General features: G+C 31.7%; 24 protein-coding genes. 18 read left to right on the plus strand and 6 right to left on the minus strand.

Annotation, left to right across the window (positions count from 1 at the left end; genetic code table 11):
• Positions 1 to 50 precede the first annotated feature (50 nt).
• The 7 genes from gatC to dinB all read left to right on the plus strand — a co-directional run bounded on the left by gatC (position 51) and on the right by dinB (position 7,942).
• On the plus strand, positions 51 to 353 hold the full coding sequence (gatC, locus tag FNL83_RS04595; protein ID WP_002457086.1) for an Asp-tRNA(Asn)/Glu-tRNA(Gln) amidotransferase subunit GatC: 303 nt from the start codon (positions 51 to 53) through the stop codon (positions 351 to 353).
• 1 nt (position 354) lies between these two features.
• A complete protein-coding gene (gene gatA / locus FNL83_RS04600; protein WP_002458553.1) occupies positions 355 to 1,812 on the plus strand; it encodes an Asp-tRNA(Asn)/Glu-tRNA(Gln) amidotransferase subunit GatA in 1,458 nt (485 codons plus the stop codon).
• 12 nt (positions 1,813 to 1,824) lie between these two features.
• Positions 1,825 to 3,252, plus strand: a complete 1,428-nt coding sequence (gene gatB / locus FNL83_RS04605; protein WP_002457087.1) for an Asp-tRNA(Asn)/Glu-tRNA(Gln) amidotransferase subunit GatB — start codon at positions 1,825 to 1,827, stop codon at positions 3,250 to 3,252.
• Positions 3,253 to 3,476: 224 nt separating this feature from the next.
• Positions 3,477 to 4,427 carry a diacylglycerol kinase gene (locus FNL83_RS04610; RefSeq protein WP_002484891.1) on the plus strand — a complete coding sequence of 317 codons (951 nt, stop codon included), beginning with the start codon at positions 3,477 to 3,479 and terminating at the stop codon, positions 4,425 to 4,427.
• A gap of 79 nt (positions 4,428 to 4,506) precedes the next feature.
• Positions 4,507 to 5,877 (plus strand): 23S rRNA (uracil(1939)-C(5))-methyltransferase RlmD, encoded by a 1,371-nt coding sequence (gene rlmD, locus FNL83_RS04615; RefSeq protein WP_002484894.1) that lies wholly within the window; start codon positions 4,507 to 4,509, stop codon positions 5,875 to 5,877.
• Positions 5,878 to 6,020: 143 nt separating this feature from the next.
• Positions 6,021 to 6,563, plus strand: a complete 543-nt coding sequence (locus FNL83_RS04620; RefSeq protein ID WP_001830365.1) for a DUF3267 domain-containing protein — start codon at positions 6,021 to 6,023, stop codon at positions 6,561 to 6,563.
• Positions 6,564 to 6,871: 308 nt separating this feature from the next.
• Complete coding sequence (gene dinB, locus FNL83_RS04625) at positions 6,872 to 7,942, plus strand: DNA polymerase IV (RefSeq protein ID WP_001830390.1); 1,071 nt, start codon at positions 6,872 to 6,874, stop codon at positions 7,940 to 7,942.
• A gap of 30 nt (positions 7,943 to 7,972) precedes the next feature.
• On the opposite strand, the gene FNL83_RS04630 is transcribed toward dinB, so the two are convergent.
• Entirely contained in the window at positions 7,973 to 8,527 is a 555-nt protein-coding gene (locus FNL83_RS04630) for a 3'-5' exonuclease (protein ID WP_001830405.1), read from the minus strand.
• A gap of 188 nt (positions 8,528 to 8,715) precedes the next feature.
• A complete protein-coding gene (gene ftnA, locus FNL83_RS04635; RefSeq protein ID WP_001830392.1) occupies positions 8,716 to 9,216 on the minus strand; it encodes an H-type ferritin FtnA in 501 nt (166 codons plus the stop codon).
• A gap of 221 nt (positions 9,217 to 9,437) precedes the next feature.
• Here ftnA and murT point away from each other — a divergent pair, with 221 nt between their 5' ends.
• From murT to isaB, 3 genes are all read left to right on the plus strand, one after another.
• Positions 9,438 to 10,751: a lipid II isoglutaminyl synthase subunit MurT gene (murT, locus tag FNL83_RS04640; protein WP_001830445.1), complete on the plus strand. Its 1,314-nt coding sequence runs from the start codon at positions 9,438 to 9,440 to the stop codon at positions 10,749 to 10,751.
• 1 nt (position 10,752) lies between these two features.
• Positions 10,753 to 11,478 carry a lipid II isoglutaminyl synthase subunit GatD gene (gatD, locus tag FNL83_RS04645; RefSeq protein WP_001832482.1) on the plus strand — a complete coding sequence of 242 codons (726 nt, stop codon included), beginning with the start codon at positions 10,753 to 10,755 and terminating at the stop codon, positions 11,476 to 11,478.
• A 447-nt stretch (positions 11,479 to 11,925) separates the two neighbouring features.
• Positions 11,926 to 12,462: an immunodominant staphylococcal antigen IsaB family protein gene (isaB, locus tag FNL83_RS04650; RefSeq protein WP_001830372.1), complete on the plus strand. Its 537-nt coding sequence runs from the start codon at positions 11,926 to 11,928 to the stop codon at positions 12,460 to 12,462.
• A 150-nt stretch (positions 12,463 to 12,612) separates the two neighbouring features.
• On the opposite strand, the gene FNL83_RS04655 is transcribed toward isaB, so the two are convergent.
• Positions 12,613 to 13,599: an FUSC family protein gene (locus tag FNL83_RS04655; RefSeq protein ID WP_002457091.1), complete on the minus strand. Its 987-nt coding sequence runs from the start codon at positions 13,597 to 13,599 to the stop codon at positions 12,613 to 12,615.
• 173 nt (positions 13,600 to 13,772) lie between these two features.
• On the opposite strand from FNL83_RS04655, the gene map reads away from it, so the two are divergent.
• The 5 genes from map (at position 13,773) to vraR (ending at position 17,450) form a co-directional block, all read left to right on the plus strand.
• Entirely contained in the window at positions 13,773 to 14,528 is a 756-nt protein-coding gene (map, locus tag FNL83_RS04660; protein WP_002457092.1) for a type I methionyl aminopeptidase, read from the plus strand.
• A gap of 157 nt (positions 14,529 to 14,685) precedes the next feature.
• On the plus strand, positions 14,686 to 15,072 hold the full coding sequence (locus FNL83_RS04665) for a hypothetical protein (protein ID WP_002489903.1): 387 nt from the start codon (positions 14,686 to 14,688) through the stop codon (positions 15,070 to 15,072).
• A gap of 14 nt (positions 15,073 to 15,086) precedes the next feature.
• The gene (vraT, locus tag FNL83_RS04670; protein ID WP_002473931.1) at positions 15,087 to 15,788 is read left to right on the plus strand and encodes a cell wall-active antibiotics response protein VraT; all 702 of its coding nucleotides are present in this window, start codon (positions 15,087 to 15,089) and stop codon (positions 15,786 to 15,788) included.
• On the plus strand, positions 15,785 to 16,831 hold the full coding sequence (gene vraS, locus FNL83_RS04675; protein ID WP_001830374.1) for a sensor histidine kinase VraS: 1,047 nt from the start codon (positions 15,785 to 15,787) through the stop codon (positions 16,829 to 16,831). Before vraT ends, vraS begins: the two co-directional genes overlap by 4 nt.
• A complete protein-coding gene (vraR, locus tag FNL83_RS04680; RefSeq protein ID WP_001830439.1) occupies positions 16,821 to 17,450 on the plus strand; it encodes a response regulator transcription factor VraR in 630 nt (209 codons plus the stop codon). Before vraS ends, vraR begins: the two co-directional genes overlap by 11 nt.
• 56 nt (positions 17,451 to 17,506) lie before the next feature.
• On the opposite strand, the gene FNL83_RS04685 is transcribed toward vraR, so the two are convergent.
• The 3 genes from FNL83_RS04685 to FNL83_RS04695 all read right to left on the minus strand — a co-directional run bounded on the left by FNL83_RS04685 (position 17,507) and on the right by FNL83_RS04695 (position 19,848).
• Entirely contained in the window at positions 17,507 to 18,685 is a 1,179-nt protein-coding gene (locus FNL83_RS04685; RefSeq protein ID WP_001830411.1) for a YihY/virulence factor BrkB family protein, read from the minus strand.
• Positions 18,686 to 19,091: 406 nt separating this feature from the next.
• On the minus strand, positions 19,092 to 19,376 hold the full coding sequence (locus tag FNL83_RS04690) for a YtxH domain-containing protein (protein ID WP_001830401.1): 285 nt from the start codon (positions 19,374 to 19,376) through the stop codon (positions 19,092 to 19,094).
• Between the two features lie 7 nt (positions 19,377 to 19,383).
• Positions 19,384 to 19,848: a low molecular weight protein-tyrosine-phosphatase gene (locus tag FNL83_RS04695; protein ID WP_001830437.1), complete on the minus strand. Its 465-nt coding sequence runs from the start codon at positions 19,846 to 19,848 to the stop codon at positions 19,384 to 19,386.
• Between the two features lie 140 nt (positions 19,849 to 19,988).
• On the opposite strand from FNL83_RS04695, the gene FNL83_RS04700 reads away from it, so the two are divergent.
• The 3 genes from FNL83_RS04700 to FNL83_RS04710 all read left to right on the plus strand — a co-directional run bounded on the left by FNL83_RS04700 (position 19,989) and on the right by FNL83_RS04710 (position 22,057).
• Positions 19,989 to 20,204 carry a DUF1128 domain-containing protein gene (locus FNL83_RS04700; protein WP_001830421.1) on the plus strand — a complete coding sequence of 72 codons (216 nt, stop codon included), beginning with the start codon at positions 19,989 to 19,991 and terminating at the stop codon, positions 20,202 to 20,204.
• Between the two features lies 1 nt (position 20,205).
• The gene (locus tag FNL83_RS04705; protein WP_001832467.1) at positions 20,206 to 21,447 is read left to right on the plus strand and encodes an aminopeptidase; all 1,242 of its coding nucleotides are present in this window, start codon (positions 20,206 to 20,208) and stop codon (positions 21,445 to 21,447) included.
• Between the two features lie 79 nt (positions 21,448 to 21,526).
• Positions 21,527 to 22,057, plus strand: a complete 531-nt coding sequence (locus FNL83_RS04710; protein ID WP_001830371.1) for an acyl-CoA thioesterase — start codon at positions 21,527 to 21,529, stop codon at positions 22,055 to 22,057.
• Positions 22,058 to 22,142 lie beyond the last annotated feature (85 nt).

Raw genomic sequence — 22,142 nt, forward strand, 5'->3', positions numbered from 1 at the left:
AAATTTGATACAATTTGGTGATGAATGAGTATTAAGGAGGCTTTTATTTAATGACTAAAGTAACACGTGAAGAAGTTGAACATATTGCTAATTTAGCTAGACTTCAAATTTCTCCTGAAGAAACAGAAGAAATGGCTAATACTTTAGAAAGTATTTTAGATTTTGCGAAACAAAATGATAGTGCCGATACAGAAGGTATTGAGCCAACTTATCACGTATTAGATTTACAAAACGTATTACGTGACGATAAAGCAATCGAGGGCATTCCTCAAGAATTAGCATTGAAAAATGCGAAAGAAACAGAAGATGGTCAATTTAAAGTGCCATCCATCATGAATGGGGAGGACGCTTAAGATGAGTATTCGTTTTGAATCTATCGAAAAATTAACTGAATTAATCAAAAATAAAGAAATTAAACCTTCTGATGTAGTAAAAGATATATACGCAGCTATTGAAGAAACTGATCCAACAATCAAGTCATTCTTAGCTTTAGATAAAGAAAATGCAATAAAAAAAGCCGAAGAATTAGATGAATTACAAGCTAAAGATCAAATGGATGGTAAACTATTTGGAATTCCTATGGGAATCAAAGATAATATCATCACAAAAGATGTAGAAACTACATGTGCAAGTAAAATGTTAGAGGGATTTGTACCTATTTATGAATCAACTGTAATGAACAAACTACATGATGAAAACGCGGTTTTAATTGGTAAATTAAACATGGATGAGTTTGCAATGGGTGGCTCTACAGAGACTTCATATTTTAAGAAAACATTAAATCCTTTCGATCACACAGCAGTACCAGGAGGATCTTCAGGTGGTTCTGCAGCAGCGGTTGCAGCAGGTTTAGTTCCTTTTAGTTTAGGGTCAGACACTGGTGGTTCTATTAGACAACCTGCATCTTATTGTGGTGTTGTTGGTATGAAACCAACTTATGGCCGTGTATCACGTTTCGGTTTAGTTGCATTTGCTTCTTCTTTAGATCAAATTGGACCAATCACGCGTAATGTTAAAGATAACGCATTAGTACTTGAGGCAATTTCCGGTGTAGATGCGAATGATTCTACAAGCGCACCTGTTGATGATGTAGATTTTACTTCTGATATTGGTAAAGATATTAAAGGTCTTAAAATTGCATTACCTAAAGAATATTTAGGTGAGGGTGTAAGTGAAGAAGTTAAGACTTCTGTAAAAGAAGCGGTTGAAACGTTAAAATCACTTGGTGCTGAAGTTGACGAAGTCTCATTACCAAATACAAAATATGGTATTCCATCATATTATGTTATTGCGTCATCAGAGGCTTCAGCAAATTTAGCGCGATTTGATGGTATTAGATATGGATATCATTCTAAAGAAGCACAATCGTTAGAAGAATTATATAAAATGTCTAGATCGGAAGGCTTTGGTGAAGAAGTCAAAAGACGTATCTTCTTAGGTACTTTTGCTTTAAGCTCAGGTTATTACGATGCATACTATAAAAAATCTCAAAAAGTTAGAACGTTAATTAAAAATGATTTTGACAAAGTATTTGAATCTTATGATGTTGTGGTTGGACCGACAGCACCTACAACAGCATTTAATATTGGCGAAGAAATTGATGATCCTTTAACAATGTATGCGAATGACTTATTAACTACACCAGTTAATCTTGCCGGTTTACCTGGTATTTCAGTTCCTTGTGGACAATCAAACGGACGCCCAATTGGTTTACAATTAATTGGTAAACCTTTTGACGAAAAAACGTTATATCGTGTCGCTTATCAATTTGAAACACAATACAACTTACATGACGCATACGAAAATTTATAAGGAGTGGAAATCATGCATTTTGAAACAGTAATCGGACTTGAAGTTCATGTTGAGTTAAAAACGGACTCAAAAATGTTCTCTCCATCACCCGCACATTTTGGAGCTGAACCAAATTCAAATACAAATGTTATCGACTTAGCTTATCCAGGTGTATTACCAGTAGTTAATAGACGTGCAGTAGATTGGGCAATGAGAGCTTCAATGGCATTAAATATGGATATTGCTACAAATTCAAAATTTGATCGTAAAAACTATTTCTATCCAGATAATCCAAAAGCATATCAAATTTCTCAGTTTGATCAACCTATTGGAGAAAATGGCTATATTGATATTGAAGTTGATGGAGAAACAAAACGTATCGGTATTACACGTCTTCATATGGAAGAAGATGCAGGTAAATCAACACATAAAGATGGTTATTCTCTAGTAGACTTAAACCGTCAAGGTACGCCATTAATTGAAATTGTATCTGAACCCGATATTCGTTCACCTAAAGAAGCATATGCTTATCTAGAAAAACTACGTTCAATCATTCAATATACAGGTGTATCTGATTGTAAAATGGAAGAGGGATCCCTACGTTGTGATGCTAATATTTCACTTCGTCCATATGGTCAAAAGGAATTTGGTACAAAAACTGAATTGAAAAACCTTAACTCATTTAACTACGTTAAAAAAGGTTTAGAATATGAAGAGAAACGTCAAGAAGAAGAATTATTAAATGGTGGAGAGATTGGTCAAGAAACACGTCGATTTGATGAATCTACTGGTAAAACAATTTTAATGCGTGTGAAAGAAGGTTCAGATGATTATAGATATTTCCCTGAACCAGATATTGTACCATTATATGTAGATGAAGATTGGAAAGCACGTGTAAGAGAAACAATTCCAGAATTGCCAGATGAACGTAAAGCTAAATACGTAAATGATCTTGGACTACCAGAATATGATGCGCATGTATTAACATTAACTAAAGAAATGTCTGATTTCTTTGAAGGCGCAATTGACCATGGTGCAGATGTTAAACTTACTTCCAACTGGTTAATGGGAGGTGTTAACGAGTATCTTAATAAAAATCAAGTTGAATTAAAAGATACGCAACTAACACCTGAAAATTTAGCTGGTATGATTAAATTAATAGAAGACGGAACAATGAGTAGTAAAATCGCTAAAAAAGTTTTTCCAGAACTAGCAGAAAATGGTGGAGATGCTAAACAAATTATGGAAGATAAAGGTTTAGTACAAATTTCTGATGAAGCAACACTACTTAAATTTGTAACAGATGCATTAGATAATAATCCACAATCAATAGAAGATTATAAAAATGGTAAAGGTAAAGCTATGGGATTCTTAGTGGGCCAAATTATGAAAGCTTCTAAAGGTCAAGCTAACCCACAAAAAGTTAATAGCCTATTAAAACAAGAATTAGATAACCGTTAATTCGAAAATTATAATACTTTAAGCTTCTAACAAAGGATATGAACTTTGTTAGAAGCTTTTATTACTTTTGAAAAGTTTAAGTATTAAGTTTCTTAATGTTTAAAATTACATATATTTTATCTTTGTAGTACCGATTAGTTTAGAGAAATCGGAAATAAATACTTTTAACTGATGTATAAATCATATAATATAAGTAATGAGTATATGAATTTGAGGGATTAACTATGAGAAAACGTGCAAGAATTATATATAATCCAACATCAGGAAAAGAACTTTTTAAACGTGTATTACCAGATGCACTGATTAAACTTGAGAAGGCAGGTTATGAAACGAGTGCATATGCAACTGAAAAAATTGGTGATGCTACTTTTGAAGCTGAAAGAGCACTAGAAAGTGAATATGATTTACTCATTGCAGCTGGAGGTGACGGTACGTTAAATGAGGTGGTCAACGGAATCGCCGAACAACCCAATCGGCCTAAATTAGGTGTAATACCAATGGGCACCGTTAATGACTTTGGAAGAGCACTTCATTTACCAAGCGATATAATGGGGGCGATTGATGTAATCATTGATGGTCACACAACCAAGGTAGATATTGGAAAGATGAATAATCGTTATTTCATTAACCTAGCTGCAGGGGGGAAACTAACACAAGTATCTTATGAAACACCAAGTAAGTTGAAATCAATTGTAGGACCGTTCGCGTATTACATTAAAGGATTCGAAATGTTACCTCAAATGAAAGCAGTAGATGTACGTATCGAATATGATGATAACATCTTCCAAGGAGAAGCTTTACTATTCCTTTTAGGTTTAACGAATTCAATGGCTGGCTTTGAAAAATTAGTTCCAGATGCGAAGCTTGACGACGGTTATTTCACGTTAATTATTGTAGAAAAAGCAAATCTTGCTGAATTGGGTCATATTATGACACTAGCGTCTCGAGGTGAGCATACAAAACATCCTAAAGTCATTTATGCTAAAGCGAAGTCTATTAATATTTCATCATTTACTGATATGCAACTTAATGTTGATGGTGAATACGGTGGGAAATTACCTGCAAATTTCCTTAATTTAGAACAGCACATAGAAATTTTTACACCTAAAGATGTATTTAACGAAGAACTATTAGAAAATGATACGATAACTGATATTACGCCTGATAAGCAATAAAATTATTACGACATCAAATTTAAGGTTAGGAATGCCACACATTATATTCCTAACCTTTTTGTATGTGGGAGGGAAAAAATTGGAAACAATTAAGAAAAACGAAGTTAAAACGGGAAAGGTTATTGATTTAACTCATGAGGGACACGGAGTTGTTAAAGTTGATCGATATCCAATTTTTATTCCTAATGCTTTAATTGATGAAGAAATTAAATTTAAATTAATTAAAGTGAAAAAGAATTTTGCTATAGGAAAATTGATAGAGGTCATAAGTGAAAGTGATGATAGAGTGACACCACCTTGTATTTATTATGCAAAGTGTGGTGGTTGTCAATTACAACATATGACATATAGAGCGCAATTGGATATGAAAAGAGAACAAGTAGTTAATCTTTTTCATAGAAAAGGCCCTTTTGAGAATACGGTTATAAAGGAAACTATTGGCATGGTCAATCCCTGGCGATACCGTAATAAATCTCAAATTCCTGTAGGTCAAAGTAACTCGAATCAAGTTATAATGGGATTCTATAGACAACGTAGCCATGACATTATAGATATGGATAGTTGTCTTATACAAGATAGACAACATCAAGAAGTAATGAATCGAGTGAAGTACTGGCTCAATGAATTAAATATATCTATATATAACGAAAAAACAAAAACAGGTTTAATACGTCATTTAGTAGTAAGGACTGGTTATCATACCGATGAAATGATGGTTATCTTTGTTACAAATGGAGCAACATTTAAACAATCAGAACTATTAGTAAACAAGCTAAAAAAAGAATTTCCAAATATAACAAGTATTAAACAGAATATAAACAATAGCCATTCTAATGTTATAATGGGGCGTCAATCAATGACTTTATATGGTAAAGATAAAATTGAAGACCAATTAAGTGAAGTAACTTATCATATTTCTGATTTATCATTTTACCAAATTAACTCATCACAAACTGAAAAACTTTATCAGCAAGCTCTGAATTATGCTCAATTAACAGGAAAAGAAATAGTATTGGATACGTATTGTGGTATAGGAACGATTGGTCTATATATGGCACCACTAGCAAAACATGTTTATGGTGTAGAAGTTGTTCCGCAAGCCATAAAAGATGCGGAAGACAATGCGACTAAAAACCAACTTAAAAATACGACTTTCGAATGTGGAAAAGCAGAAGATGTTATCTTAACATGGAAATCACAAGGGATTAAACCAGGCGTAGTCATGGTAGATCCACCTAGAAAAGGATGCGATGAAACTTTCTTAACTACTCTTTTAAAATTAAATCCGAAAAGGATTGTTTATATATCATGTAACCCTTCAACGCAACAAAGAGATGCGCAAATATTGGCTGAACAATACGAGTTAGTAGAAATTACACCAGTTGATATGTTCCCACAAACAACTCATATTGAGACTGTAGCATTATTTGTACGTAAAGACGAAGAGTGAATTTAATAGAAGTCAATTCATTGTTATTTTGAAGTGATTGTTAAGATTGTATTACAAGCAACTTACTTTATTGAAAAAGGTCTTTTTTAGCTATAATAAAAATTGTATACTGTTTTTGAAAATAGAGAACTGGAGGGGTGAATGTGCATAAAATAGATTTATCAGGCAACAAATTTCAAATCCAACGATTTGTTCTGTTGCAAATTGTATTGGCGCTATTTACAATACTATTTACTTATAAATGGGCTTATCAAACAACGCATATCATTGAACAAAATCTTGTCATGAATCTTATTTTTGGATTTGTAGGTTTCGCAGTACTAGTTATTTTGCATGAGTTTATTCATCGTATTTTGTTCATTATATTTTCTAAAGGTGAAAAACCATCTTTAAAATATGATAAAAACAAAATTATTGTACAGTTCTCTCAGACTTGTTTTCATCGGTGGCAATTTACAATTATCATGATAGCACCACTTGTTATCATAAGTGCGACCTTACTAGCACTTATTCAAATATATTCCTTCTCATCTTTAATCTTTATGTTTAGTATACATACAAGTTATTGTATGATAGATGTGTTTTTAGTAGCATTGGCATTACAAAGCAAATTCAAATATATACAAACCTATGGAGAAGGTTTGTATCTTTATCATCAAAAGCCTACTCAAACCTATTATGAATAATCACTAATTATAGTGACAAGCGTATATATCAAAGTTGATAATTGATTTAAAAATTTCATTTCTTATTTTTCAACTCGTTTCAATTGTAATAAAAAATCTCATTAAAATATGCAACTACATTCACATAACTACTTATGTAGAAAAGGATAGGACTATGAATTTATTCTAAAAATTGTAGTCCTATTTTTTTATTACATTAATTAAATAAACAATACAAATATTACCATGTGCACAATACATGTAAACATAGAAAGGATGGCGTATAATAATATAAAGCCATTATTTGGAAGACATAGTGAGGTGAGTCGATGACTGAAAGAAGAATTATTCATATAGATATGGATTATTTTTTTGCTCAAGTTGAAATGAGAGATAATCCTAAACTAAAAGGAAAACCTGTCATCGTTGGCGGTAAAGCGAGTCATCGAGGCGTAGTTTCTACGGCATCATACGAAGCAAGAGCTTATGGTGTTCACTCTGCTATGCCTATGACTCAAGCACATAAGCTATGCCCCAATGGATATTATGTAACAAGCCGTTTTGATACTTATAGAGAGGTATCTGGTCAAATCATGAAAATATTCAGAAGCTATACAGAATTAGTAGAACCCATGTCTTTAGATGAAGCTTATTTAGATATTACACATTTAGTGAGACCGGATTTACCAGCATCAACCATTGCAAATTATATTCGCAGAGATATATACGAAGTAACACGTTTAACTGCGTCAGCCGGCGTGTCTTATAATAAGTTTTTAGCAAAGTTAGCGAGTGGTATGAACAAGCCGAATGGTTTGACAGTAATTGATTACAATAATGTACATGAAATATTAATGCAATTAGATATTGGAGATTTCCCAGGGGTAGGCAAAGCTTCGAAGAAAAAAATGCATCAACATCATATATATACAGGTCAAGATTTATATAATAAAGATGAATTTGAATTAATACGTTTATTCGGTAAAAGAGGACGAGGTTTGTATAATAAAGCTCGAGGTATAGACCATAATGAAGTAAAGGCGAGTAGAGTTCGTAAATCTGTTGGTACTGAAAGGACATTTTCTACAGATGTTAACGATGATGATGTTATTTTAAGAAAAATAAGAGAGCTTTCAGGAAAAACAGCAGAACGTTTAAATAAAATTCAAAAATCAGGTAAAACAGTCACTGTAAAAATAAAGACCTATCAATATGAAACAATCTCAAAGCAAAAAAGTTTGAGAGATCCTATTCGTACTGAAACTGATATCTATAATATTGCCTATACTTTATATAACGACTTAAAAGATCCAGAGATTCCGATTCGATTAATAGGTGTAACGGTCGGGAGTTTAGAGCAATCTGATTTTAAAAATTTAACAATATATGATTTTATTTAAATGGCTGATGAACACAAGTTAAGTGGACAATCAGCCTTTATCTTTGAGATTTTTTCCATATATACTCAACATGCTTTGAAGATCATCATAATGTTTCAATAAGCGGTAGGTAATCATTGCACAAGCTTTAGCATCATTTAACGCATCATGATGACCGTGAAAATCTAAATGGTAATGATTCATTAAATGTTTTAGCCCATATCGATATGCATTAATTGTTCGTTTAGCTAATTGATATGAACAAAAGTATGTCAAAGAAGGTGTATCTATATTATGACTTTTTAAACTTTGATGTAACACATTCATATCAAAAGCAGCATTATGGGCAACAACAGGAAGTTGATCAATAAATTTTAGCATATATGGATAGACATGCTTGAATCCAGGAGCATCTTGCACATCTTCGGGATGGATGCCATGTACAGTAATATTTGTTTCAGTAAAGTAGTCAAAAGGATTCACAAGGGTATGAAATGACTCTGTTATTTGATTATCAATAACTTTAACCATACCTACAGAGCAAATACTTGTTCGTTTACTGTTAGCAGTTTCAAAGTCCAGTGCAACAAATGCATTTTGTACCATTATTTCATTCCTTTCAATTCTTTTTCGTTATGTTAGTATTTAATGTCAATATTTTATTACAATAACAATCTTATAGATAGTAAAACGGGTTAGAACAAATGATTTATGCATAAAAAAACCCTTAAATCATTTATCTTTGAGGAGATTTAAGGGAAAATAACACAATATTTAGGAATAAGTTGTTGTATTTATTGTTCGTTGAATGAACGCGCTGCTAATTCTTTTTCATATAGGTAAAGTGTATTACAATCATCGCCAATACGAGTAAGGTAATCTATATGAGTTTCAAATGTAGATTCTTCTTCAACTTGTTCATCTAAGAACCAATTTAAAAATGAAATTGTAGCATAATCTTTATCATTCCGAGCTAATTCTGATAGATTATAGAAACGTTGAGTAACATCACGTTCTTGAGCTAAACTATCTTTAAATGTTTCTAAAATAGAAGAAAATTCTACTTTAGGAGCTTTAATTGTATCAAAGATGGCATGTTCGCCACGATCATTGATATAGTCATAGATTTTTTTACCGTGGAAACGTTCCTCTTTAGCTTGTTCTATATAAAAATTTGCAAATCCGTCATAAGATTCTTTGTCACAGTATGCTGCCATTGCCATATATGCATGCGCTGCAAAATATTCTTGATTCATCTGTTCATTTAAAGCTGCTAATAGTTCTTTACTTAACATCTTCAATCACCCCGTATAAATAAAAATAAGATTCTTTTATATTATAACAAAACTTTTCTCAATAGCAAATAATAATTATTCTAATCTAGATATAGTGATTGTCGTTCTTATTAATAATTATTCTAATTTGATTAATGAATAACATATCTTAGTTGAGAATCTTTTTTGTTATACCATTTACGTGTTATAATTACTCGAGTGCAAATTGGAGGAGGAAACGCATGAGACAATGGACTGCAACCCACATGGCTAAGTTAGCAAGGAAAGCAAGTATAGCTGTAGGTAAAAAGGGTACAGACTTGCCGGGACAGATTGCAAGACGTGTGGATCATAATATTTTAAGAAAATTAGCTAAACAAGTAGATGACATTGTTTTTATAAGTGGGACTAATGGTAAAACGACTACATCTAACTTAATTGGACATACATTAAAGAAAAATCAAATAAACATTATTCACAATAATGAAGGAGCAAATATGGCAGCAGGGATAACTTCTGCTTTTATTATGCAAAGCTCTAAGAATACTAATATTGCGATAATTGAAATAGACGAAGGATCTATTCCACGTGTTTTAAACGAAGTCACACCTTCTATGATGGTGTTTACAAATTTCTTTAGAGATCAAATGGATCGATTTGGTGAAATCGATATTATGGTTGATAATATTGCAAAATCAATAAGTAACAAAGGGATAAAATTATTATTAAATGCAGATGATCCGTTTGTGAGTCGCTTGAAAATTGCAAGTCATTCCATTGTGTATTACGGAATGAAAAAATTTGCGCATGACTTTGAACAAAGTACAATGAATGAAAGTAAATATTGTCCTAATTGTGGACGATTATTGCAATATGACTATATACATTATAATCAAATTGGACATTATCACTGTGAATGTGGATTTAAGCGAGAAGAACCTACATATGAAGTGTCATCATTTGATGCTTCACCATTCTTAAAAATGATAATAAACCAAAGTGAGTTTAATATGAAAATTGCAGGAGATTTTAATTCTTATAATGCAATAGCAGCCTATACCGTATTAAGAGAATTAGGATTAAATGATGATGCAATACGCAAAGGATTTGAAACATATACGTCTGATAATGGTCGCATGCAGTATTTTTCAAAAAATAAGAAGGAAGCTATGATTAATCTAGCAAAAAATCCAGCTGGAATGAATGCAAGTCTATCAGTAGGCGAGCAAATTGATGATAAAAAAATTTATGTTATTAGTCTTAATGACAACGCGGCAGATGGTCGAGATATTTCATGGATATACGATGCAGACTTTGAAAAGCTAGCTACCCAAGATATCGAAGCTATCATTGTAAGTGGTACACGTGCTGAGGAACTACAATTACGTCTCAAACTTGCTGAAGTTGAAGTGCCTATTAAGGTTGAAAAGGATATCTACAAAGCGACTGCATTAACTATGAAATACAGTTCATTTACGGTAGCAATTCCAAACTATACATCATTAACACCAATGCTTGAACAACTTAATCGCTCATTTGAAGGAGGGCAATCGTAAGATGAATGAACTAACGGTTTATCATTTCATGTCAGATAAGCTTAATTTATACAGTGATATTGGTAATATCATGGCATTAAAACAAAGAGCTAAAAAAAGAAATATTAAGATAAATGTTAAAGAAATCAATGAGACTGAGGGAGTCACATTTGATGATTGTGATATTTTCTTCATTGGTGGTGGGAGTGATAGGGAACAAGCGCTTGCCACGAAAGAATTAAGTAAAATTAAAACTTCTTTAAAAAATGCAATTGAAGATGGTATGCCTGGGTTAACTATATGCGGTGGTTATCAATTTTTAGGTCATAAGTATATTACTCCTGATGGTACCGAGTTAGAAGGATTGGGTGTTCTTGACTTCTATACCGAGTCTAAAAAAGAACGCTTAACTGGAGATATCATTATAGAGAGTGATACTTTTGGCACGATTGTTGGATTTGAAAATCATGGTGGTAGAACATATCATCCGTATGGAACATTAGGCCGAGTAACGTATGGTTATGGTAATAATGATAACGATCGAAAAGAAGGTATACACTATAAAAATCTATTAGGTTCTTATCTTCACGGCCCAATTTTACCAAAAAATCATGAAATAACTGATTATCTACTTGAGAAAGCATGTGAAAGAAAAGGGATACTATTTGAGCCTAAGAAGATCGATAACACAGAGGAAGAAGCTGCTAAGCAAGTTCTTATTAAACGTGCAAAAGAAAATAAAAAATAACTCAATATAACTTAATTTTTAATAATTATTGTTAATCATGACGATAATTAGTTATTTGTATAAAGACTTATTATATTAATGCCTCTAGAACATTAATGCATGTTCTAGGGGCATTTTAACGTATTAGCAGTTAATGACTGAATTCTGAATTGTAAATAACTTATGCCGATGGTTAATTAACAAAAGGTCATGAACAAAGTGATGAGCATTTCCTTCTAAAACGCTAAAGAAAATGTGGAAAGTGGGATGTGTTGAGATGAAAAAACAATGTCTTCTATATTTATACGTAGCACCTTTAGATATACATTTAGGAAACGTTAATGTTCATTAATCTTGAAACATAGACACTCAGGTGCTAATTTCTATTACATATGAAAAAAACACTTTGAAACATATACTTATTGTTAAACTGTAATTGAACCATACAATAAATATAGGAGTGAAAATATGAAGATTTTTAAATTGACGTCATTGACACTAGCTGCTTTAACGTTAGCCTTTCCGTTTTCACATGTCGCACAAGCACATACTTACTTAGAAAAGCATCACCAAACAAACGAAACCAAACAATCTCATAGCTTTTCTTTAGAAGGTGAGGCTGGTGAAAATCCAACATTTTTAACTCAACCTCAATTTATTAATTCCCTAGATAATGGTCATTTAAATATTAATGGTTATCAGATTCAGCAAGATGATACTAATGATATTGAATACAAAAAGGTTTATGATCAAGAAATTAGAGCTACAAGCAATCATACAGCGATAAGTGTACGTTTCAGTATTAATAATCAATCACTATCACTTGAAAGTATGAAAGATGCATACCCAAATGAGAGATTGAATCATATTCCACATACAAGCAATGATTCACAATATCCAGAAGACGGTATATATGTCTATCACGGTAAAATGATTAAATTACAATACAAAGTGACACATGGATTTGTTACGAGCGTGACGATAGGTGAAGGTGTAGACGAATAGTTAGCCAAACATTCAAATTCAATGTATTAAAGAGATTTATGCGTCTATTTCTATGTATCAAAAGAGCCGTAGATAAACTTTGTTCTACGGCTTTTTATCATACGAAATAATTTATATATATGTAATAAAGTAATTAGTTTTAACGTCATATTATTTTGCATAACGTGAATCTAAAATTTTGTATATGAGTAGAATTTCATATATGAGTGTACTTTTCATTTGATTTTGGTCAAACTCATCCATCTGTTTAACAGAAGACTTTAGTGTTGCAATAGATTTTTTTTGACGTGCAAAGCTTCCTTTTTGAATGATGCCATTAATACTATTACTAATATTAATCAATGCTATCTTCTCATTAGCATCAAAAGCAATAGACGTATGTTTGGGTAAATAAATAATGTTAGATAAATGTGAAATAAATAAACGGTTGTTATAAGCGCGATTTGTAAGGCGATTTAATAATTTCCAATTATCTTCATTTTTATGATAATGAAGTTCATCTCTTTGATAACTCATTAATGTTTCAACTTTTTGAGCAATAATGTTTAATTTTGATAATTCTTTACTAGTCTTTTCCGAGCTGAATTTTCCTAATAATAACTCATTACAGCGTTCATAAAATAAACGATACATTTTTTTCTCACTAAGGGCTAATTGCTCTTCAAGTTGATGATAATACTTAGGTGGTAAGATGATAAAATTGACTAATCCAGCCGTAACAAGTCCTATAAGAGCTGTAAGTAACCGTGAAAAGAAATTGAACACATATGCTTCATGTATACCTGGAATCATTGCAACGGAAGTTAATACTGCGACAGTTGTTCCTACCTGTAAATTAAGTTTAGTGCATATCAGAATGGTAAATGTAGCACTTAAAGCATAACTTAACGGTGATTGATCACCGAAGACATATGTAAAGACAACAGCAAATAACGCACCAATAACTGTTGCTGGCAACCTTTTATACCCCTTTTTTAATGATGCTTTAGCAGTAGGTTCAATTGTAACAATTGCAGTAAGTATGGCAAAAATTGGAGTGAGGTTTAACAACATACAAAATAAAGACGTAAAAAAAGTAGCCAAACCAGTTTTAATAGTTCGCGCTCCAATTATATGTCTATACCATTTATCATTCATATCATACTGACTCCTCTTAAGAAAAGGAAATTCGAAAAGACTTTACTTTAGACAAATTCTCTTTCTTTGAAAATTAATTTAACTATTATGAATCGTTATACATTCATATTTAGTATATCAAAAAATTTTTGCTATAATAAGATGTAATATAATTTATAAAGGAACGGGATAAAATGATTGTTAAAACTGATGAAGAATTACAAGCGTTAAAAGAAATAGGTTACATTTGTGCAAAAGTCAGAGATACTATGAAAGAAGCTACTAAACCTGGAGTGACTACCCGTGAATTAGATCACATTGCCAAAGATTTATTTGAAGAGCATGGGGCGATATCAGCGCCTATTCACGATGAAAACTTCCCAGGTCAAACTTGCATTAGTGTTAACGAAGAGGTCGCGCATGGAATCCCTGGTAAACGAGTAATTCGTGAAGGTGACCTAGTTAATATTGATGTATCAGCTTTAAAAAATGGGTACTATGCTGACACTGGAATTTCATTTGTTGTAGGGAAATCAGATCAACCACTTAAACAAAAGGTTTGTGACGTAGCCACAATGGCTTTTGAAAATGCTATGAAAAAGGTGAAACCAGGTACAAAATTGAGTAATATTGGAAAAGCTGTTCATGCAACTGCACGCCAAAATGACTTGACTGTGATTAAAAATTTAACTGGACATGGTGTTGGACAATCACTTCATGAGGCACCTAATCATGTCATGAATTATTTTGATCCTAAAGATAAAACATTATTAAAAGAAGGGCAAGTCATTGCAGTAGAACCATTCATATCAACACATGCTACATTTGTAACTGAAGGTAAAAATGAATGGGCTTTTGAAACTAAAGATAAAAGTTATGTCGCTCAAATTGAACACACGGTTATAGTTACAAAAGATGGTCCGTTACTTACAACTAAGATTGATGATTAATTAAAAATTAGTAATTCAAATTAGAAATTAAGATTATAATTTACTTTTTTCATATCTCGTCAGACTAAAGTATGAAGCATATATGGTTCCGAAGCCTATTTCATTAGGTTTCGGAATTGTTTTATAATAAAGCTTAATCAGTGACGAGGTGATATCATTGAATATTTTAGATTTATATTTACAACAATTTATAAAACGAATTACTAAAAAAAGTATCAATGAATATAAAATGTCATTAGATAAGCAAATTAAAAATATTGATACTTATATTAATTATTTAAGAGAAAAAAGATTACAATTAAAGAAGTTAATTGACACCCTCACGCTCTCATTAGAAAATAAATATATAGATTTAGTAAACAATCAAGCAATCTATTGTGCTGAGGAAATACATGATAATGATATTGATATGATTAAATCACAATTAAATGATGCTGAGTCTTATTATGCGAGAATAGAAGCGGATATAAATTTACAATCTAGAATGAAAATAACTACTGAAGAAGCATTCCACTTTATATATCATATGAGTGCTGTAGCATAGAAAGGTGGCGAAATATGACACGCAAATATATATCAACTGAAATGTTGATTATTTTTACTGCTTTAATGATTATTGCTAATTTTTACTATATATTTTTTGAAAAAATTGGCTTTTTACTAGTACTCCTATTAGGATGTGTACTTGTATATGTAGGGTATGTGTATTTTCATAAAGTAAGAGGACTACTATCTTTTTGGATAGGAACCTTATTAATTGCTTTTACACTTTTGTCTAATAAGTACACGATTATTATTCTATTTATATTTTTAATTGTAGTCATCATACGTTATTTGGTTTATAAGTTTAGACCATTAAAAGTGATTGCTACAGATGAAGACATCACATCACCCATTTTTATTAAGCAAAAATGGTTTGGTGAACAACATACACCAGTGTATGTATATAAATGGGAAGACGTACAGATTCAACACGGTATAGGAGACATACACATTGATATGACAAAAGCGGCAAATATTAAGGAAACAAATACCATAGTTGTGCGTCATATTTTAGGTAAAGTACAAGTAGTTGTACCTCTTAATTATAATATAAATTTACATGCGACTCTCTTCTACGGCACTGCTTATGTGAACGATAAATCTTATAAGATTGAGAATAACCATGTTCAAATTGAAGAAAAAACGAAAGATGATAATTATACTGTTAATGTTTACGTTTCATCATTCATTGGAGACGTAGAGGTGATTTATAGATGAATCACTACATAAGAGCTATAGGCTCAATGCTTATATTAGTATATAGTATGCTTATTGCTTTTTTATTTATTGATAAAGTGTTTGTAAATATTATCTTTTTTCAGGGGATGTTTTATACACAAATATTTGGAATACCTGTTTTTCTATTTTTAAATTTATTAATTGTTCTTTTATGTATTATAGTTGGATCTGTTTTAGCTTATAAAATTAATCAACAAAATGATTGGATTATTTCACAAATAGAAAGATCAATAGAAGGACAAACAGTAGGTATCAATGATCAAAATATCGAATTATATACAGAAACGATAGATATTTATCATACACTAGTTCCATTAAATCAAGAATTACATCGACTTAGAATGAAGACTCAAAATTTAACTAATGAAAACTACAATATTAATGATGTTAAAGTCAAAAAGATTATCGAAGATGAGCGACAACGACTTGCCAGGGAATTACATGATTCTGTTAGTCAACAATTATTTGCTGCGAGCATGATGCTATCGGCGATAAAAGAGTCGAAATTAGAACCACCTTTAAATCAACAGATACCAATTCTTGAAAAAATGGTTCAAGACTCACAACTTGAAATGAGAGCTTTGTTGTTACATTTAAGACCGATAGGTTTAAAAGATAAGTCTTTAGGTGAAGGAATTAAAGATTTAGTCATCGATTTACAAAAGAAAGTACCAATGAAAGTTGTGCATGAAATTCAAGATTTTGAAGTGCCAAAAGGCATTGAAGATCATTTGTTCAGAATTACACAAGAAGCTATTTCAAATACATTGAGACATTCAAATGGTACAAAAGTAACTGTGGAATTATTTAATCAAGAGGATTATCTTTTACTAAGAATTCAAGATAATGGAAAAGGGTTTAATGTAGATGAAAAATTTGAACAAAGTTATGGTTTGAAAAATATGCGAGAACGAGCGTTAGAAATTGGTGCGACGTTTCATATTGTATCTTTACCTGATTCAGGTACACGAATTGAAGTTAAGGCACCATTGAATAAGGAGGAGAATTCAAGTGGCGATTAAAGTTTTATTTGTTGATGATCATGAAATGGTAAGAATCGGTATTTCAAGCTATCTTTCAACTCAAGAAGATATAGAAGTAGTAGGTGAGGGTGCTTCTGGTAAAGATGCTATCACTAAAGCGCATGAGCTAAAACCAGATTTAATATTAATGGATTTACTTATGGACGATATGGATGGTGTAGAAGCAACTACTGAAATAAAAAAAGATTTACCTCAAATTAAAGTAGTCATGTTAACAAGCTTTATAGAGGATAAAGAAGTTTATCGTGCACTTGATTCTGGAGTAGATAGTTATATTTTAAAGACAACAAGTGCAAGTGATATAGCTGACGCTGTGCGTAAAACGTATGAAGGTGAATCAGTATTTGAACCAGAAGTGTTAGTAAAAATGCGCAACCGTATGAAAAAACGTGCCGAGCTTTATGAAATGTTGACAGAAAGAGAAATGGAGATCCTATTACTTATAGCTAAAGGATACTCTAACCAAGAGATTGCAAGCGCCTCTCATATCACCATCAAAACAGTAAAAACTCATGTAAGTAACATACTAAGTAAATTAGAAGTACAAGATCGAACACAAGCAGTAATATATGCGTTCCAGCATAATTTAATTCAATAAATTATTAAAGGCGAAAGTAAAGATACATCTATCGATACTTTCGCCTTTCAATATTATCAGTCGCTTGTGTGATGTTCTTCTTTAGATTGATGATTGATATTATACGTGTCATCTTCATTAGAGATATCTACATCTTTGCTATCTTCATAGTATTCATAAGTCGTATTTTCGTTATAGTGATTTTCATTGTTATCATCATGTTTAATAGCGGCTTCTTCAGGCGTGTGACCAGCTATGACTTTTCTTTGGTGAATAATTGCATTGATTTCAGCACCGATAATAATAATAAAGCTTGTGATATACAACCATAAGAATAAAATGATAATACCAGCTAAACTTCCGTATGTTTTCGAATAGTTACTAAAGTTTGAAATATAGTAACCGAATGCAAAGGACCCTAGTAACCAAATAATGGAAGTGAAAATAGCGCCAGGAATAACAGAACGTAATTTTGTTTTAACATTAGGTGCAACTGAATAAAGTACAGTAAATATGATGAAAATAATAATCAATGGAATAACAATTCGTACTAAATTAAAAATCCATTCAATTTGATTATCAATACCTAGTGGTCCAAATAAAAATTTATTAATGACTGGACCTAGTGTTATAAGTACTACAGCAACAACAAATACTGCACCTAAAACAAGTGTATATAGAATACTTAATAATTTAACTACTACACCGTTTCGAGAATCCTCAACGTCATAAGCAACATTAAATGAGTTAATAATAGCGGACATTCCATTTGATGCTGACCAAATAGCTAAAATTAACCCAACTGACAAAATACCTCCACTGGCAGTGTCAGAGATATCTTTAACAATTCCACCAACGATGCTAGCTGTTTCTTGATCAGGGACATATTGACTTACTTTTTGATTAATCTGATTAGCATCAATCGTGATAAATTGACCAAGTAGCGTAAGTAAAAAAATTAGCATTGGGAAAAGTGCTAATACAAAATGATATGTCATCTGTGCTGCTAAACCTGCAGCGTCATCTTTACCTATCCTATAAATCAGGTAAGAAAAGAAATTAGAGTTTTCGGTGTATTTTGCTGGTTTATTCAGCCGGGAAACAAAAAATACTTGATTCTTTTTTTTAGGTTTCTTAGATTGGAATTCTTGAGGTTCTATATATGTACGGTCAACTTCTATTTTTTTATTCTTTTTATGCTCTTTATCTTCTATTGAATTAAGATATTTAGAAGTTGTTTTCTCTTTTTTTGACATAACAATCTCCTTTGCTTTTTATGTTTTACTTTTAAAATTGATATTCCCGTATTTGCGGTATAGTAAAACAAATATGGTTTTATTTATATATGATAAATCCAATACCCTTTAAAAAGTAATGTATTTTTAACACTCAATGATTATTTTGGCCTAAATTAAATAGAAAGGCAATAGTTTTTAAATATTGATTTATAGTTTTTAACATGAGTTAAAGTATTAAACAAGTGCGAGTCAAAATTTAACAATTATTGTAAAGTTTATAATCAATAAAGATAAAAAGAGTGGAGCAGAATCCATCTAAAATGAATTCCGTTCCACTTCATAGTTATTAAATATCATAAACTTATATGCGTACATTTTCCAATTGATGTCCTACTTTCTCTGAAAATGCTACGCATTTGAAAGTTTATTTACCTAAGCGTTGATTTTTACGATTTACAAAAGTTTCTTTGGCATCTTTAATAGAACGTTCTAATTCAGGATTATTACGACGTATTTCATCTAATGTATCTTTCCAATACATTACTTCATCTTTGATGCTACTTATTTTTGAAGGTTTACGTGTACGATTTCCTTCTTTGATGTCTTTGAATGATTGTTTTAAAGAATGACGTGTAGATTTATCAGCAAGAGCAGCCGCGCCACCAATTACGGCACCAATTAAAATACCAGGTACTAATTTATTTTCCATAGTTGAATTACCTCTCTTTCAAATTTGCATCTTTTACGATGTAGTCTATTAAATTATCACAAGATGATTGCACCATCTCGAAAACACCTTCAAAATTATTTGTGTAGTATGGATCTGGTACATCACTCTCTTCCATGTTACTAAATTCTAGCAATTTGAACAATTGTCCTTGTAAATTTGGATTGATTTGTTTGATATTGTCTACGTTACTTTGGTCCATAGCAATAATATAGTCAAAATCATCATCAGGTTCGAAAAGTTCACTCACCATACCATCATAAGGAATATGGTACTTCTGTAGAATTTTTTGTGTTCCGTTATGTGGAGGTTCGCCTAAATTCCAACGTCCTGTTCCTCTAGAATGAACTTTTATATCTGAAATACCTCTTTCTTGTAGTCTTTGTCTCATGATAGCCTCAGCCATTGGAGAACGACATATATTACCGAGACATACAAATGCTACATGTATCATTAGTATCACTCCAAACTATGTATTTATATGCCCATTTTATATACTATCTAAACAATAAGAAAGTACTTAACCTCAAATTCTATCAAAGTTTAACAAACTATGATAATTTGATAGAATATTGAACTAAAGAGGTGAATTAAATGTCATTATCTAATGAAGAAATGATTTCTAATATAAGACAAAAATTAAATATTGTAAATCAAGCATTACTTAATCCGGAAAAATTTAAATCAACACCTCATCAAGACATAAGCGAAATATATGAATTCGTAATGTCTAAAGATTCATTCTCGCCTAGTGAGGTTACGGCTATTGCTGACCATTTAGGACAGCTTAGACAAGATATGGAGGATTAATATGACGAATTATCATAATAAGTTAAAACAATATGCAGAATTATTAGTAAGAGTGGGAATGAATGTACAACCACAGCAACCTGTTTTTATACGTTCATCTGTTGAAGCGTTAGAATTAACTCATTTAATCGTCGAGGAAGCATATAAAGCAGGGGCAGAAGATGTTCGAGTGAGCTACACAGACCCGAAATTAAAAAGATTAAAATTTGAAAACGAATCAGTTGAACACTTTGAAAAACAAGAACTCAAACAATATGATATTGAAGAGCGTCTGGATTATGTTAATCGTGGCGCAGCGAACTTGGCGCTCATTGCTGAAGATCCAGAGCTATTAAATGGAATAGATGCGCAAAAGTTAAAAGCGTATCAAACTGTATACTCAAAAGGATTTAAACCATATATGGAAGCAAGTCAAAAAAACCAATTTCCATGGGTAGTGGCTGCGTTCCCTACTAGGGATTGGGCACGTCGTGTCTATCCAGAGTTGGATGTTGAATCAGCATATATTAAATTCATTGATGAAGTATTTGATATTGTTCGTGTAGATGGACAAAATCCAATTGAAAATTGGGAAAAACACATTAAAGATTTAAGTGTTCATGCTAAACGATTACAAGAGAAAAACTATCAAGCTTTACATTACATATCAGAAGGCACGGATTTAATAGTAGGGTTACCTAAAGGACACATATGGGAAGATGCAACAAGTTATGTAAATGGGGACGGTCAACCTTTCATTGCTAATATCCCTACAGAAGAAGTTTTTACAGCTCCAGATAGAAACAATGTTAATGGATATGTAACCAATAAATTACCTTTAAATCTTAATGGTAACATTATAGACGGGTTTACATTGACTTTTAAAGATGGTGTGATAATTGATGTCAAAGCAGAAAAAGGTGAGAAATTACTTAAAGATTTAATTGCAACTGATGAAGGTGCTTGTAGATTAGGTGAAGTAGCACTAGTGCCCGATGATTCACCAATATCAAATCGACGCACAATATTCTATAACACTCTTTTTGATGAAAATGCATCATGCCACCTAGCTATAGGGTCAGCTTATAGTTTTAATATCAAAGGTGGTACTGAAATGACTACAGAAGAAAAAATTGCAAATGGACTCAATGATTCCAATATTCATGAAGATTTCATGATTGGTAGTCCTGATTTAACAATTTATGGGATATTGCAAGATGAAACAAAAGAATTAGTTTTTAAAAATGGAAATTGGGCTAAATAGTATAAGTGAAATAAACAATCAATTATTGAAATGAATTGGGAGTTTGTTTAAATATTATAAATTGGGGAGATTATGATTTATGGCTAACACAAATAGAAAAAGCAAAAAAATGTCAGATGCTAAATGCATCAAAACAAGACAGGTATATCCACAAGATACCAATCATCATCACACAATGTTCGGTGGAACTTTAATGGCAAATATTGATGAAATAGCTGCTATTACTGCTATGAAGCACGCTGGCAACCCAGTTGTTACTGCATCAACAGATTCTGTTGACTTTTTAAGACCTATTACAACTGGAGATATTTTATCATATGAAGCAATGGTTTCTTATGCAGGAACAAGTTCGATGGAGATATGTGTTCAAATTGTTATTGATGATGTTTATAAAAACGAGCGCCACTTGGCCGCTTTAAGTTTTTTAACTTTTGTAGCATTGGATAGTGATGGAAAACCAACATCAGTACCTGATGTTGAACCTGAAACATCTGTAGAAAAATGGTTCCATGAAACTGCGCCACAACGTGTTGCTAGACGTAAAGAACGTCGTAAAGAAAGTATAGATACAATTGAATATTTATCTAGAGTTAGACATATCGAAAAGTAAGAATTTAGTAATTAATGTAAATAATAAGATAATATAATTTTAACAATAAAGTTTTTCTTTTTATTAAAACAGTAACCACCCTATG

Source organism: Staphylococcus epidermidis, from assembly GCF_006742205.1.
GTDB lineage: Bacteria > Bacillota > Bacilli > Staphylococcales > Staphylococcaceae > Staphylococcus > Staphylococcus epidermidis.

Excerpts from the sequence above, each read along its gene's own strand:
- FNL83_RS04630 (WP_001830405.1), bottom strand. The coding sequence starts at position 8,527 with ATGGTACAAAATGCATTTGTTGCACTGGACTTTGAAACTGCTAACAGT.
- FNL83_RS04685 (WP_001830411.1), bottom strand. The coding sequence starts at position 18,685 with ATGTCAAAAAAAGAGAAAACAACTTCTAAATATCTTAATTCAATAGAA.
- FNL83_RS04700 (WP_001830421.1), top strand. The coding sequence starts at position 19,989 with ATGTCATTATCTAATGAAGAAATGATTTCTAATATAAGACAAAAATTA.
- gatA (WP_002458553.1), top strand. The coding sequence starts at position 355 with ATGAGTATTCGTTTTGAATCTATCGAAAAATTAACTGAATTAATCAAA.
- vraT (WP_002473931.1), top strand. The coding sequence starts at position 15,087 with ATGACACGCAAATATATATCAACTGAAATGTTGATTATTTTTACTGCT.
- FNL83_RS04705 (WP_001832467.1), top strand. The coding sequence starts at position 20,206 with ATGACGAATTATCATAATAAGTTAAAACAATATGCAGAATTATTAGTA.
- map (WP_002457092.1), top strand. The coding sequence starts at position 13,773 with ATGATTGTTAAAACTGATGAAGAATTACAAGCGTTAAAAGAAATAGGT.
- isaB (WP_001830372.1), top strand. The coding sequence starts at position 11,926 with ATGAAGATTTTTAAATTGACGTCATTGACACTAGCTGCTTTAACGTTA.
- murT (WP_001830445.1), top strand. The coding sequence starts at position 9,438 with ATGAGACAATGGACTGCAACCCACATGGCTAAGTTAGCAAGGAAAGCA.
- FNL83_RS04610 (WP_002484891.1), top strand. The coding sequence starts at position 3,477 with ATGAGAAAACGTGCAAGAATTATATATAATCCAACATCAGGAAAAGAA.
- FNL83_RS04655 (WP_002457091.1), bottom strand. The coding sequence starts at position 13,599 with ATGAATGATAAATGGTATAGACATATAATTGGAGCGCGAACTATTAAA.
- FNL83_RS04695 (WP_001830437.1), bottom strand. The coding sequence starts at position 19,848 with ATGATACATGTAGCATTTGTATGTCTCGGTAATATATGTCGTTCTCCA.
- FNL83_RS04710 (WP_001830371.1), top strand. The coding sequence starts at position 21,527 with ATGGCTAACACAAATAGAAAAAGCAAAAAAATGTCAGATGCTAAATGC.
- ftnA (WP_001830392.1), bottom strand. The coding sequence starts at position 9,216 with ATGTTAAGTAAAGAACTATTAGCAGCTTTAAATGAACAGATGAATCAA.
- dinB (WP_001830390.1), top strand. The coding sequence starts at position 6,872 with ATGACTGAAAGAAGAATTATTCATATAGATATGGATTATTTTTTTGCT.
- vraS (WP_001830374.1), top strand. The coding sequence starts at position 15,785 with ATGAATCACTACATAAGAGCTATAGGCTCAATGCTTATATTAGTATAT.
- gatC (WP_002457086.1), top strand. The coding sequence starts at position 51 with ATGACTAAAGTAACACGTGAAGAAGTTGAACATATTGCTAATTTAGCT.
- gatB (WP_002457087.1), top strand. The coding sequence starts at position 1,825 with ATGCATTTTGAAACAGTAATCGGACTTGAAGTTCATGTTGAGTTAAAA.
- gatD (WP_001832482.1), top strand. The coding sequence starts at position 10,753 with ATGAATGAACTAACGGTTTATCATTTCATGTCAGATAAGCTTAATTTA.
- FNL83_RS04690 (WP_001830401.1), bottom strand. The coding sequence starts at position 19,376 with ATGGAAAATAAATTAGTACCTGGTATTTTAATTGGTGCCGTAATTGGT.